We start from the raw sequence: 14,231 nt of genomic DNA, 5'->3' as shown, positions 1-14,231 counted from the left end.
AAGACCACCTCCTAACTCACGTAAATCAACCTAGCCGCCCACAGGGAGGCCGTGTAGCTTGAACTGCTGCTCTTGAGTGTCACAGTCAAAGCCGTTTGAGATTGTGGCATGGTCAGCGCCGCACTACGCAACACCGTCCACGTAGTATTGGTTGTCGACACCGAACCGACCACAGTAACGCCTGCCTTCAAGTCAATGGTCGCCGTACCGCCAGAAGTAACCTGCATGGCTGCTTCTAAGTACCAAGTGCCACCGGGAAACTTGGCGGGATCGTAAAGGAAAAACCCGCCACAATCGAGGCTGCTGGTCGTTGTGGCGGGTTGCACAGGGATAACCAAGGGAATCGGCCACTCCTGCCAGGCCAACTTTTTAAGTGGGGTAGAGTAGTTTATCAGCAGGTTGCTCCCTGTGGCGCTGTTTGCTTTGAGTACAGCGTCGGCATTTACTTTGTTGGGAAAGTTGGTCTCATCCAGGAAGTTAACGGCAAATTGAAGCTGCTGGATGATTTGTATCATCTCGGGAGACTTGAGCAGGAATAGGGGTGTGTCTGCGTAAGCCATTAAATCACCCTCTGCGGACGTGCTGTCCTTGGGAAGTACACAAAGGTCATGCCCTCAAGCTCAGCAGGCCCTGTCCACGCGATGTCCATGCCGACGGTGCGCCCAAACGCCTGTGGGTAGAACCGGAACGGCAGACTACCAGGGTTGGAAGATAGGGGTACCTTAAACGTGCGTGTGGGGCCAGTAGCGCCATCCACCAGCGAGCTTGCAGTTACGTCTGAGTCACTTGTTGAGGAGGTTTGGAAGTAGACATCCACCCACTTTAGGCGGGTTGTCACTTCTTCAGACACCAACGGGAAGTGTTTTGTGACAATTCGACCTTGAATAGGTGTACCGGCATCAGTTTCATAAGAACCGAACTCAAACACGTTGCCTGATTTAGAAGAACCAAACAGCGTCACCCATTGCCCAAACTCCCAAAAGACACTGAAGCAGCCGGGAGTAAGCCCAGTCCACACAGCCCAGGCTTTATGGGACAGGTCGTAAACAAGGAGCGTGTCGTTGTAGTTGCTAATGCCGTTGGGAACAGCCACCAGGAGCTTATTACGGTAGAAGTAGAGCGCCGCTTTATCAAGCTGGCGCTGGTTTAGGCCATCCCACACCTTTTGAATTTTCTCTGTAAGCAGTATCTGTTTACGGAAGTCTGTGGCCCAAACCCCGTCACGGTCAAGGCGAAAGATGCCGTATGGCGTCCAGATCACTCCCCATGGAGATATCGTACCACCCTCGCCGGCAGGGGTAATTTGGAAGGTCTCGGGCGAATAGCCTTGCAGGTAATAGGCGCTGTGCTGTTTTACAATAAGAAGCGTCATGGAGGTCGGCAGGAGCGCCATTATCTCATCGCCGTCATTAGGATTAACCTCTTCGTATCCAGGCCACTGGGTAAGGTCCAAAATCCCCGAGTACCACAGGCGGGATGGGTTCGTGGCGTCCTTAGCTAAGAAAACCCTGTTTTTGAACGTGCAGGCCACTGCTGCTTTCGGCGCAGCAGCTATTTCATCGGCTGTAGTACCACCATCAAACTTCCTCGGGAAATTGACACCGTTGCAGACTATCAAACTATCCTGTAACTGTGCGAAGGAGTAATGACTTGCCGTGCCGAGACCGCCCACCAGAAGCGTAGCCGTCGGAGCACCTTCATAACTGGCCGTCACTTTGTGCAAACTGGGGGACTTAGCGTAATCCAACAGCTGTAAAATAAACCGCACCTGCGAATAAGCTCCGGCGGGGGCTGCTGAAAGTGCCCCGTTCACTTGGTCGTACCACGCAGACCAGCTCACACCATCCGAAGAAGTCCTAACTTGACAAGCTACAGCCGTGTTGGGAAGAACTGTATCCTGCCAAGTTATAGTTAAAGAAGACTTATCCTGTGCCGTCGTGGCGTTTTGCACCGGCGAAGTCCAAACCCCTAGACGGTCAGGAGGGAGCCGCAAATCACCGTCGAAGTCGAGCAGGTAGGTTGTATCGGCGTCCCAAGATAGGGGTAGTCCACTGCTGTACGCCGCGCTGATCTCCGCGTCCGTCCGGGCGCGGGAGGAGATGCGGAGGTCGTCGATGAGACCGTCAAGTTGGAATTGACCATAAGCATTACACCCAATATATGCCTTGGCTGGCAGAACCCAGTTAGGAGGTGTAGTGCTGGATGCTTCTACAGTACCATTCACTAGCAAAGCCGTACCCGAGGCGCTCCAGCGAAAAGCCACGAAATACCAGGTTCCCTTTGTCAGCACCGTTGCGCCAACTAATTCGTAGTAAGAACTGCCAGTACCCACGCGAAAGTGAACCTTACCATCTTCGTGAATAAACATGTGTGGCCCGGTATAATCTGGGACGCTTGCTGCTGTATCCCTAGCATCAAAAATAGCATGTACGAGCTTGCCTATATCATCATCAAACCTGATCCAGCACTCCAAAGTGCCTTGGGTCGCCGACAGCACCCCCGCCGTGGGGATGGTCAGGGTCTCGAGGGAGCGGGTGCCGTCGATGAAGGAGGTGGCGTAGGGCTTTTGTTCGAGTTGGATAGCGTCATATAAAGCATAGGTTCCCGGATTCGTTCCACTGCGCCATGAGAAATACAACGTCATCTTCGCCGCATTGGTAGGAAGTACAATCTGTGCGCTGTCCCTTAGCCAGTAATTTTGTAAGGTTATTATCTTGTAATATCCAAAACCGGAATCGTAAGTCCACCCACTGATAGGCGTGGTAATCTCAACGCCAGAGGAATTGTACAGCCTAAAGTGCACAAATCCATTACCAGCAGGACTTCCTGGTGTATCAGACTTTCCATACCAACTAAGTGTATGCGTAGTTCCTCCGGTCACGGCAATATTGGTCTGTTGAATGTCTTCGCTTAAGTTACTTGTGCTTTTAGCGCAGTAGCCTCCGTGCCAATGGTCAGTGCTGATCCTGCTGCCGCCGGCGCCAAAAGTCCAACCCGTACCAGTTTCAAAAGAGGGATCGGCGACAACGTTCGTCGTCCCCTCCTCACCCCACCATGCCTGCGCGAACTTGCCCGTCTCGTACCGGGGCACATTGGCGGCGACCTGCGCGCCGTCCTGCTTGTAGGCGACGGAGGAGCGGGAAAGCACCGCCGCTATCGGGTTTATCTCCACATCATCAATCCACATCGTGCCTGCTGTAGCCCCGGCATTCTGCACTTGGAGCTTTGCTACTTGACTTTGGGCACTGTTAGCAGAATCTTTCAACGATAGACCACTAGGAGTTAAGCTCTGCCCGTCAATACTCACCCAAAACGTACCGCCACGCGTCCATACCTCTACCACATACCATGTGTCTACAGCATACGTTTTGTCTGTTGGGAAATTTGCCAGTGCTGTACCGTTCCAGTACTTGAAGTGACCGTCAGCACCGGCTACCACAGCCTGAATTTCAGTATTAGTAGGGGAAATGAGCTTGACCGGGTAGTGTTCCACAGTCGCCTCAGCAAATCGGCAGGCCAGTTTGACATAAACCGCATCTCTATTACCGCCAAAGGTGCGAACAAGTTTCTGGTTCGTTCCAGTCCCCTTGGCGGAACGTGTACCGGTTTTGAAAACGGCGGTGTCAATTGTCCATCCGGTGTCGCGTGAAGTCCACCAGTCAAATGTGCCATCCTCGAAGCCGTCAAGGACTATCTCCGTCATCCTCACGTCGCCGGGGGAGCTATCCATATCGAGGTTGGTATAAACCCCGCTCTGCTTGAAGTCGGTCTGGCTGTCGTAGTCAAAGGCTACATGAGGATTGTCTACATAAAGGGACGTTCCCGACGCCATCACCAAGCGAGTAGTGCCATCAGCCTTGTAATACGGTGCTATACCGATAACCGGGTTGGACGCGAAGTCCGCACTGAACCGTTTCTTCACACCACCACGTACCTTGACGCGCCCTTCGGTGGTGTATTCAATGTTGGTGGCTTTAGCTAAATCAGTATCAGCTATAGTTACTGGATTAGAAGTATTCAACCCACCAGCAAAGCTAGAGAGTTTCTTAGCCATGTAACCTTGAGGACTGCGCGCCATCTCTTACCACCACCAATTGCGCTCAATTCTATCCGGCATGGGGTGCTTCTGAGCGTCGAGAATAGCCCATTCCAACTTTCTCTGCCGATACCAGGATTCTTTAGTGGACGCTATTGGATCACCGTCAGACAAAAAACACATCCAAGCCGCATAGGTAATAAGCAAACTGTCAGCGTCCTGAATACTGGGCACATCTGTATTAAGTGCCATTGGAGTGGGTCGCATAGTGCCGGAAATGTAAAGCGTTCCCGGTTGTTGCACTACCGGGTAAAAGTACATATAATCGCCGACCAAATGCACTGCTTCCGGGTCGCCCTGCACCACTTGGTTTTCGGGTGGAAGGCCGTACTTCATTTCCAAGGGATACCGCCAAGTACCGATCTCAAACCAGAACGCCTTAGGAATCAGCAGGTCGGGCGGCCTCGGAGCATACACCGCACCGGCCTGAACCTGAGTAGTCCACGAAGTAAGCTGCTTGGACACCTGTGCCAAGTCCAGCTGGGCGTCATTCAAATAGCGAATTATGGTAGCATCGCTCCACCGCTGCGCCGCCTGATCTTGCACCTCGTCCCGAACCGCCTGGATAAGTTCAGAAAGCTGCACCCTGAATCACCGGCCTTCCCATAAATCTCAAATCATCCTGAAGGCCATACTCAATCTCTCGTAGCTTTTGGTAACGAGCCTGCTCCGCACGGTAGTCAATGTCTGCCTGCTTTTGGAGCAGATGTTTGTAAGGCCACCCTGTGTTCCGCGCCACCCAATAACCATAGCGCACAGCCGTCAAAGCCCGCTGGTCAAGCTCCTTGAAAGCAACCAACATATAAGGGCCGTACAGATCACGGCCCCAAACCTCGTACTGCTGTCTGTCCGTGTTGAACAACACACGCAGTTGCGGGTCAACCTCCTTCAAGCGTTCCGGTATGTCAAAAACATGAGAAGACACCTCTAGAAGCATCCAGATACCACCTTTCTCGAAATATGTAAGAGAGGCCAGCTTGTGCTGGCCTCTTGTGGTTACGCCTCGGTAATGTTCGTAATGCCCGCCAGACGGTTCCGGTGAATCGTAATCAAGTTGCCATCCCAGTAGTACACTGCCTCAAACGCGAACGAGCGCGGAATGTAGTGGAGGATACCGCCCTCAGTACCGCCCGTATCCAGCCAACCGGGTTCGCCGATCTGACCGATCTGAAGCGCGTCGTAATCAATAAGGTAGAGCGTGCCCGCCGGGCAGTCCTGATCCTTGTACACCTCCACACCGTTCCAAGTCATACCGCTCATACCGCCGGCCAGCTTCACCGTGCCGTCCACCGGAATGCGCTTGGCGCTTTCCATAAAGTTAGCCATCGCCCGGTAAACGCCGTAAGAAGCTACTGCCAAATCCACCTTGCCGCCGTTGAGTTCAATGGCGTCAAAGCCCTTCTGAATAAGAGGCATCCCGACGGCACCGCCGGTAGTATCGAGGTAAGCAGCCCAGTTCTGGTACCCCGCCGTGGCCGGGTCAATGCCGCCGACAGCGCCGGTAGGAGCGACAATCTTCGCCAGACCGTCCCATTCCTTGTTGTAAGAACCAGAACGCACTACACCGTGATTCGCAGTAGTAGTAACAGCCGCACCGTCAATGGTCATAGTCGGAGAAGCGCCGCGGTTGACTGCGACCACTTTGCGGTTGGTCGCCAGGGCAGCACCGTTGGTGGTGTCAATAATATCCACGTACATGTTCTCAAAGATGTACTTCGGAGTCGTGATAGGGACGACGTTAACACTAGTGGCTGCACCACACTTGGTCAAAATACCGACACTGTCGCCGTAAAGTTGCCGGTTGGTGTTTTGGCGAATGTTCTCAATGATGTTGGCAAACTCGAAGTTTTTCAGGTTTTCCCAAGCTGCGTCAGCGTTAACCGATGCTTCGAGCGCCCGTTTGGACAGGCTGCACACACCCCACTGGATAAAGCTGTAGTACTTAGCACCGGCGGTCACGGTCTGCGTCGGAGCCGTAATGGTGTCGAGTTCGCCCGCAGTACCAACGCCCTGGTTCGCCAATAGGGCGACCGGAACGTAGAAGTACCGCCCACCGATCTCGGCGTGCTCCGCAGACTTCTCCAACTTCTCCAGGAGAGGCTTGTTCTTGATGAATTCTTTAGAAATCGCAGGGGCATAGACTTCCTTCAAGATGCTTTCATAAACCGCGACATTGGTTGCCATTTAATCCACCTCCAATTTTGGTTTGTCCAAACTACTTACCAGGGGTAGAACTAAACATGGCCCGGAGACGGTCTTTTGCCATCGCCTGGGCCTGCTTTAAGCTGGTCGCCTGTGGAGCTTCACCGCTGGGGATTGTACCACCCTTGCCTTCCACCGGTGGGAGACCGCGAGCTTTGGACTTGCTCATCACCGCCGCCGCGATTCGGTCTGCGATGGGACCCTCACCGGACTTCATCTTCTGCATCGCCCAAATGTACAACGCCTCTTTGAGGGGCAGTCCGTCACGTTCCAATGCAATTTGCAGAAGCTCCTGGTCGTTCAAATCAGGAAGAATGGGCAACTGTTCTTTGAGGGTAGCGTACTCTTGCTTGGCTTCCCCCAGCTCGCGCTCAAGCATCATGTCAGCCTGAGCAGATTCCACTCTGCCCAACCGGTCAATCAGTTCCGGTGGAATCGCAGCACCGGCACTTGGGGCTATCCCCTGTGCCGCCTGCGCCGCCGGTGGTGTTGGCGTTGCCGGGGGATTAGCAGGAGCCATCGGGGAGGCCGGGGGCATTCCGGGTGCACCATTATCAAACATGGAACCACCTCCATAATGTTGTTCAATCACATCGGCAATCTTCAAAGCTAACTCGGGGTCGTTTTGAAGCAGAACAGCCAGCATCGCAACCGGGTTATCCTCCGGTGCTGCTGGCTCTTCGGCTGCCGGAACCATATCCGCAGGGGTTTCTGGTTCCTTAGGTTTTTCCGGTTCTTTAGGCTGCGAAGCCTGCGAGGCCGCCTGCTCCCCCAAGGATGCCTCCTCCGGGGCCGCCGGGGCCGCCGCTGGCTTGTCCTTCTTGTCCTGCGCCATTCAATGCACCTCCTCCTTGTTGTGCCTCAGCCAAGAATTGCTTGTGTTTGTCTACATGTTGCTTAAATAGTTCCCTCCTCTCTGGTGCTAAACGCTCAAAATCAACTGTCTTGCGGAAGCGGTTATGCTCCGCAATATGCACAGCGTGGTTGTGAAAGTCCTCAACTTCGGCGTAAACCCCAGCCGCCATGCGGTCATTCTCGCGCAGCGCCTGAGAAGAATCCAATTCTATTTCGTTGAAGACCTCTTCAGTTGAACCATACTGAGTAAGCCGCAGCACCAATCTAGGATCATTGATGATTCGACGATCCCACAGGTCCAACAGAAATTGTTGCTGCTGTACCATTGACTTAGGCAAAGTGGAACCGGCCTCAACACGGACGTCAGCATCGGGCGGGATGTCCTCAGCCTTAAACAACGCAACCTCCCGCTGATTGTTAGTGCCTAAAATACGAATGACACGGGGTATATCATAAAACTCCCGTGCCATCCGAAGCACCATCCCCATAGCATCACCGATCATAGCCTCATAGTTACGCGCCGTAACCGCCAAACGGGTTTCATCCTGCTCCAGTAAGTAGGACAACCCCTCACCAGACCGGATGCCACGAGGAACAATCCCACGAGACACATCGTTAATGCCGGAAATGTCATCTCGTTCCTGTAGTAGTCGCATCAAAGTATTGACGACCTGTGGTGGGTAGGGGTCAAACTTTGCCTGATCTATCTTCCCTGGTACGGTAGGGTTAAAGTAAATAACCTCACCAGGGCTGAACTCAGGCGGCTTAAGCAACGCACCGACCGGGGCAAACATTGGCGGGTTAGAAAGCTTTGAAGTGTTCTCTATGATGTCACTTTTCAACTTGTTGTAGATCGTGTTGACCTGTCGAAGTGACGTTATGACAGATTCACCAAAGAGCCTACCAGGAACCGGGATATGCACCATCATGGCAAATGGAATGGGAGCGATGTCTATATACGGATTTGGGCCTTCGTAGAGAAGCTTGTTGCTCGCCATAACTACGTAACGGCCTTGAGGCACCAAAGGAGAAGGCCGCTCCCAGTACTCTTTAACTATCGTGGCCGGGATTGTACCTTCTGTAGTCATGCGCTGACTTTCACCGGTAAGACCAATGACGGCCAAGCTCTCTACCTGCTCCGGCGGAACTTTGACACCGTATTTAGCCGCCACATACTCTGTCGAGCGCACCCGGGCGTGAATAACCCAAGAAGCTTCATCCAAAGTGCGGGCAAAGGGATCGACGAACATTTCAAGGGGCGAACAGTAGTCAAGTACAACATCCCCCAAGGCTTCCCCATTAAGGGTAGGACCAGCACCAGGGTCGAAATACACCTTCACAAAGCTGGTGCCAGACACCAACGCCCATAGCAACGCCCGTTTGAAAGTATTCGCATATCGATCAGTTTCCCACTTGTAGTCAAGGAACTGCTTACACGCCTTCGCCTTAGACACGTCGTCGAGGTCGGCGGTGGTTGAAGTAACCTTAAAGCTCGGATCGTTGCGGGTCAACTTTGCGTATTCAATACGCACAACAGGCATAATCAAGTTGGTGGTTGCCCGGGGTTTGCCCTTAGCAGCCATCCAAGGCACAACCCGACCGGAAGTTGCATCATAAGTCGTCCACTGGTCGCCCTGGAAAAAAGCAATGTTGAGCTTGATGTTTTTGTCAACAAGTCTTCGAGCGGTCTTCGCCGCTTGGTAACGTCGGTTTATCAGCTCCTCCAACTGAGGCATTTACTGCTCACCTGCCAACCGCCTACGAATGGCCTCCTGTCTTGACCGCTTCAACGTGTCTGCGCTGCCTGTCAGGTCGTAGCCAAGCCGGGTAAGGTACAAGCGCCACACCGGGTCATTCCGCATCCACAGAGGGATGGCACCGCCCAGCACCCCCTGGAACTGTTGTGAACCGAGGTACTGTTTGACGGCTTCGCTTTCCTGCCCGGTCACGTCCTTGTACAAGTTGTACAGCTCTTCCACACTAGGCACATTGGCAAGGGGCGTAATTCGCTCCACAAACCCCCCGGGGCCTTTGCTCAGGCGGTCTTTTTCCTCAACCGGCGGGGGAGCCTGGGTTTCGGGGGTTGTGCCGGCAGGCACCTCCACTTGTGGAGGCTGAGTAATGACAGCAGGCGGAACGGAAGGCAATTCAGGAAGCTTAGGCAGCTCAATAGTAATAGGAGGAGGCGAAGAAGGTTGTTCCACTGTGCGTGTTGGCGAAGGTGCTGCTTGTGCACTGCCAGGTCCGGGGGCATAAATATTAGCACTACCTAAATTACCAAAACCCGCAACACCACCAGCAACGCCTGTACCAACAAGTTGGCCGGTATCAATACCTGGGTAATCACGCTCGAACTCTGTCACTGCTTCCGGGTCGTCAAAGGGCAGCCCAGCAGCGCGCTTTCGTTTGATCTCAGCACCAAATGCCTCTGCGCTGCCATAAGCCTTAATGTACTTGTCATAAGCCTTCCCAGTAGTAGGCGTGCCTGCTGCAACTTCGGATTTGACGGTGCCTACCGTGGCTGGTTGTGCAGTCGTGCGGGCACCACTTGTAGTACCGGAACCACCACTGCTTGAACTACGGCCGCTGCCGGAGTAACTTTGATTTATCCTCGCCCAATCGCTGGCACTAGGTGTGGCGGTGCCATACACCTGCTGGTTGGCTGCGGCCTCATCTGCACCCTGGCTGCGATAGACGTCAGCAGCGCGCTTGGCGGTCTCCATCGTCGCGGTGTCGCCCCGTGCCAGTGCTTCATGGTAGGTACGTTTAGCCTGCGCCAGGGCGTCAGTCAAAGCCTTAGTGCTGCTGCCACTACTAGAAGACTTTTCACTACGGCTACTGGAAGAAGACTTGCTGGTAGAAGTGACTTTCCGCTCAATGGCGGATTTGCGCGCCACGCGGTCGCCGCCACCGCCGGTCGAACGGTCACTGCCACCACCCCAGTTACTGCCGTAGGTTTCACGCATGAAAGCTTTGTAACCGGGATCATCCCAATAAGCCACGTCCGACACCTCCCCTAATTACCAACCTCACTGAAGTCATAAGTATCTTCCGGCATCTCCGGTAACTGCACAGGAATTCTCTCAGCGAATTCCGCTTGTTTGTACTGCGTGAAGTCTCGTGCCATTAAACGATCAAGGAGCGTTTGCCGCTCCTTGAAGTACCTGTCTTCCAGTTTTTCAAGCTCTTTGGAATGGTACCATTCACGGTAACACAAGAACGCAACCAAAGCCATCACCGCTACAACCAAGCCCATTACACCGCACCTCGCTTATGCGCCCGACAGTGCGCTAGGAATTTGCCCCTGCTGGTAAACGTTTCACCGCACTCGGAGCAGGTGAAAACATGCTCCGCCTCTTCGGCTTCCTTTGAATCATCGTCTTTCGACGCTTCCGGCTTAGGCAAGGCATCCGCGATGCTGTTGGCGCAGTCTAGGCACACCACATTGAATTGGTCAACGGCAATGCCTGTCCCAACCCATTTGCGGCACACAATACAACTAGCGTACACACCCGTTACCAACGAAGCCATTAACTCTTCCTCCCCAATTTGCGTAGTATTGACGCCCGTCGTTTGGGGTCTTTGATCTTCTTGGCCGCCTCCCGTGCCTTAGAAAACGCAATGGCGACCGCCTGTTTTTGATCCCGACCGGCTTTCACTTCACGACGGATGTTTTCAGAGATTGCTTTCTTAGAATATCCTGAAATAAGCGGCATTCATAGCGCCCCCTAAACGTATTGGATGTACACATCGCCACCTGTGGCGCTGCTCAATACAATAGACGTGGAACATCTCAGTGGGGCAGATGAGAAGTCACCTGCGCCCGCCCAAATATCTGTAGAGCCGTCCTTGACAATAAGGTCGGTTAAAGCTGTTCCAATTCTGTAAACACTTCCTGGGGACGCCTTTACTGTAACTGGCGTGGAGGCAGCAAGGGTGTACTTTACGGCGGCAATGCTAGGAGCATCCACCACAACATTTTCAGCAAAGCCAACAGCATACACCGTCCCTGTGCGATAATTTGCTACTACGGGCCGCAGGTAAGCAATGCCTTCAACATCAAACCGCACATAACTTGGACTGGACACCATACCGGTGTCTAAAGAACCGTTGGCTTTTCCCATAAAAGGAAACCAATTAGAACCATCCAAACTGGCCTCAAACTTGACATCCGCAGTAAAAGAACTGCCAAGCAGCACAGTTGCCTTGTGATACCCTCGACAGTCTAAAGACGTTCCAGGGCCGTTGGCCTGAACATTATCGAGGAGCACTGTGAAAGCCATCTAAGCATACCTCCCCAAAATCGGATGCTCCTGTCGTTGAGCGTACTGTTGCCGTATCAGCGCCGCTAAGGGTATCGGCTGTCCAACCTCTTCCGGCGTGTTTTGTAGTGCCTGTTGCTGCTGTTGCTGCTGCTGTGCTTGTGCAGCAGCCACTGCTGATACTTCACGCCGTATCTGGTTGGCGATAGCCAAGCTCATGACTCGGTCATCTTTTGCCCCACTAACAGCACCGATCTCGTCACTTTTATCTGACAGGCGAACGAACGTGGACATTTCCTGCAAGGTTTCCTTGTTGTTAATAATCACCAAGGAGTTGTAAAAATCGGACCGCAGGTTGTCTACAATAAACTTCTTGGTCTTTTTCGTGGTTGACCAACCCAACTTACCTACCCACTGGTTGGTGAGTTTGTCGTACACACGGCGCTGGTAAAGCGAATAATAACCATTGTCGCGAAGCCAGTTAACTGCCGATAGGCCGTGCCCATCAGTGACCTCGACGGCAATCATGGCATTGTTGTACCAAGTACCAAGCAAAAACAAATCTTGCGCGTATGAGGTAGGCTCCGCAAGCATGTGTAGGTGTGCTACCTGCTCCCCTGTGACTGCATCCAGCACATCTGCGCTGGAAAAGTCTCCTACACGGTTTACCACCACCCCTGAACCAGTATCGGCCCCAATGACGTACATACGACCCGCTTCCGGCGGCTTGAACACCCTAAACCGTTCACCACTTTGTGGTACAAACTCAATAGGAGAATCCATCGTTTTACGGGTTAGGAAACCATCCTGATAAGGGATGTTCTCAACCTCTTGCAAACGTTTAAGAACCGCTTCCGGTCTGAAGAGGTTGGAATCCTTACGCAAAAAGGCTTCCTCTACGGTCGCCGGATATTCCAGTTTGAAGGCGTCGTCATCGCCCTCAAACTCATTCTCAATTACCCACTGCCGCCAGTACAGCCGTTCTTTAGACAGGTGCAGGTGCTCCAACTCCGGCGGGCACTCAACAACCACACCGTCAGGAACTGGCATCTGGTACTCATCGTGGACATACCAGGGGTAAAACAAAGCCTTGTAAGCCAGCTCCCTTCCGGCCTGTTGAGCCTTCCAAGAGCGTGTGAACATGTTATAAAAAAGGCCCGCCGGGCCGTTGCCGGTGGACTCGATAAAAATAACCGTGTTCGGCGTCTTCGGTATGGCAGCGAACAACGCACGAGAAATCTTTTCAGCATCCTCATAGAACGCACACTCCGATAAGTGCGCCACGTGGATCGTCCGGGAACGTCCAGGCTCTTTTCCTTCTGATGATGTGACGGTCAACGACGACCCAATACCGGCCAAGCTGATCTCGTACTTAGTGAAATATTCTTCCTTGACCTGCTTTACCGCCCGAAACCACCCCGGCAGGTTGCGAATGGCGAAGCGGTTGATGTCCAAGATAGCACGGGCGGCCTCTTTTTCGTGGGCCAACTCCACCGCGTTGACGTTATTGCCTCTGAGCATACGCCACAGGATATATGCTTGAATTACGGTAGACACACCCATCTGCCGAGCTTTGAGGATGATGATACGAACCGGCTTACCAGCCCGTTCCTGTGCTGCAACTTCCTTAATGATGCTGCGCTGGACGTTGTTCAATTTCAGCGGAACCACTTCGCCCAGTTTGTTTCGGATAAAAACACAACGCTCTGCAAAATACTCAAAGTCTTGCAAAGCGCGCTGGGTTGCAGCGATGTATAAATCAGTCTTGTTCTTCACCCTCGACATTTATAAAATCACGCTCCAACTGAGCCTGTTCCTGTGCGGTGATGTTAACCTGAATGGCGTTGTTCTGTACGTTCTTGCCGCCTTTTCCAGTCACACCAGCCACATCCAAAAGAAGTCTGGCCGCCTGCACGTCTCCCTGAAGGGCCATCTTATTCAAAGTCTCTACAACATCCTGAAGGTGTAGCGTAGCCTGCACCGCCAGACGATCATGGTACAGCCGCAAGAACTCTTCTCCAGTCATGGCAGCGAGAAAGCAGTCACGAACACTTACTCCGTTAACTGTGCATTTAGAAAATAGGCCATCAACGAACTTAACGATGTCTTTATTGATCTCGGTCTCTTCCTGCGCTGGCTTTTCTGGAAGCATTATCAGGCACACCACCTCTCCAAGCCAAAAGCAAATGCACGTTTTTGGCTGTGACCTCATTTGTCGCCAGTAACTTAGCAAACCCAGCTACTACAGCGGCGTCCCGCTCTGAAAGGGCAGGCAGCCAGTAGCTCAACTCACCAAAAACGCTTTCACGGCTTAACCGACGATAAGGGGTAAACAAATAAGCCATCGGCATTTCTGCCAGACGGCACATCTTCTCAATAACCCAAAACCGCACATCACGAATCGAATAAAGACGCCCTCTCAAAAGCTCAAACAAACTCGATTTCCCCGGAGCAAAGGCGTGGTCGGCCACCAAGTAGTTATAAAAGTCCTCCACATTGCTCCACTTACGCCCTATTTGGAATGTCAACCTGTATGGTGCCATTTGGCACCGGCTAAAATAAAACTCCTCGTCCACCAAGATTTCCGGTAGAACACCGTGCTCATCGGCGGCGTTAAGCAAAGTCCGATACCAAATATAAATACCGTCGTGACGCACAAAACCGTCCAGGGGAATTTTTAGTATCTTGCACATAGTTTGGTCAACGCGGTAGTGTATGCGATCTATATTTGGTGGCTTGCGTATACGTTTAGTCCTACCCATACTTAGACCACCGTATCTGCCTTATTTTTCGCCCTATCCGGCGGTAAGCATCAT

Annotated in this window: 14 protein-coding genes; all 14 read right to left on the bottom strand. The window is 52.8% G+C overall.

What is annotated here, in order from left to right:
* Positions 1-11: 11 nt before the first annotated feature.
* Complete coding sequence (locus K5554_RS00345) at positions 12-560, bottom strand: hypothetical protein (RefSeq protein ID WP_221039198.1); 549 nt, start codon at positions 558-560, stop codon at positions 12-14.
* Positions 560-4,078: a LamG domain-containing protein gene (locus K5554_RS00340; RefSeq protein ID WP_221039197.1), complete on the bottom strand. Its 3,519-nt coding sequence runs from the start codon at positions 4,076-4,078 to the stop codon at positions 560-562. Before K5554_RS00340 ends, K5554_RS00345 begins: the two co-directional genes overlap by 1 nt.
* 3 nt (positions 4,079-4,081) lie before the next feature.
* The gene (locus K5554_RS00335; RefSeq protein WP_221039196.1) at positions 4,082-4,681 is read right to left on the bottom strand and encodes a hypothetical protein; all 600 of its coding nucleotides are present in this window, start codon (positions 4,679-4,681) and stop codon (positions 4,082-4,084) included.
* Positions 4,668-5,033 carry a hypothetical protein gene (locus K5554_RS00330; RefSeq protein ID WP_221039195.1) on the bottom strand — a complete coding sequence of 122 codons (366 nt, stop codon included), beginning with the start codon at positions 5,031-5,033 and terminating at the stop codon, positions 4,668-4,670. The genes K5554_RS00335 and K5554_RS00330 overlap by 14 nt, the downstream gene beginning before the upstream one ends.
* Before the next feature lie 59 nt (positions 5,034-5,092).
* Entirely contained in the window at positions 5,093-6,280 is a 1,188-nt protein-coding gene (locus K5554_RS00325; RefSeq protein WP_221039194.1) for a phage major capsid protein, read from the bottom strand.
* A 31-nt stretch (positions 6,281-6,311) separates the two neighbouring features.
* A complete protein-coding gene (locus K5554_RS00320; protein ID WP_221039193.1) occupies positions 6,312-7,133 on the bottom strand; it encodes a hypothetical protein in 822 nt (273 codons plus the stop codon).
* A complete protein-coding gene (locus tag K5554_RS00315; protein ID WP_221039192.1) occupies positions 7,036-8,889 on the bottom strand; it encodes a hypothetical protein in 1,854 nt (617 codons plus the stop codon). The genes K5554_RS00320 and K5554_RS00315 overlap by 98 nt, the downstream gene beginning before the upstream one ends.
* A complete protein-coding gene (locus K5554_RS00310) occupies positions 8,890-10,155 on the bottom strand; it encodes a hypothetical protein (RefSeq protein ID WP_221039191.1) in 1,266 nt (421 codons plus the stop codon).
* A gap of 14 nt (positions 10,156-10,169) precedes the next feature.
* Complete coding sequence (locus K5554_RS00305) at positions 10,170-10,409, bottom strand: hypothetical protein (protein WP_221039189.1); 240 nt, start codon at positions 10,407-10,409, stop codon at positions 10,170-10,172.
* 274 nt (positions 10,410-10,683) lie between these two features.
* Positions 10,684-10,869, bottom strand: a complete 186-nt coding sequence (locus K5554_RS00300; protein WP_221039187.1) for a hypothetical protein — start codon at positions 10,867-10,869, stop codon at positions 10,684-10,686.
* A gap of 12 nt (positions 10,870-10,881) precedes the next feature.
* The gene (locus tag K5554_RS00295; RefSeq protein WP_221039186.1) at positions 10,882-11,436 is read right to left on the bottom strand and encodes a hypothetical protein; all 555 of its coding nucleotides are present in this window, start codon (positions 11,434-11,436) and stop codon (positions 10,882-10,884) included.
* Positions 11,437-13,191, bottom strand: a complete 1,755-nt coding sequence (locus tag K5554_RS00290) for a hypothetical protein (protein WP_221039185.1) — start codon at positions 13,189-13,191, stop codon at positions 11,437-11,439.
* Positions 13,175-13,567 carry a hypothetical protein gene (locus K5554_RS00285; protein ID WP_221039184.1) on the bottom strand — a complete coding sequence of 131 codons (393 nt, stop codon included), beginning with the start codon at positions 13,565-13,567 and terminating at the stop codon, positions 13,175-13,177. The genes K5554_RS00290 and K5554_RS00285 overlap by 17 nt, the downstream gene beginning before the upstream one ends.
* On the bottom strand, positions 13,524-14,177 hold the full coding sequence (locus tag K5554_RS00280) for a hypothetical protein (RefSeq protein ID WP_221039183.1): 654 nt from the start codon (positions 14,175-14,177) through the stop codon (positions 13,524-13,526). Before K5554_RS00280 ends, K5554_RS00285 begins: the two co-directional genes overlap by 44 nt.
* Positions 14,178-14,231 lie beyond the last annotated feature (54 nt).

Source organism: Gelria sp. Kuro-4, assembly GCF_019668485.1.
Taxonomy (GTDB): Bacteria; Bacillota; DTU030; order DUMP01; family DUMP01; genus DUMP01.
Note: the sequence above shows the minus strand (reverse complement) of the source record. Positions and strands in the feature narration are given on the sequence as shown.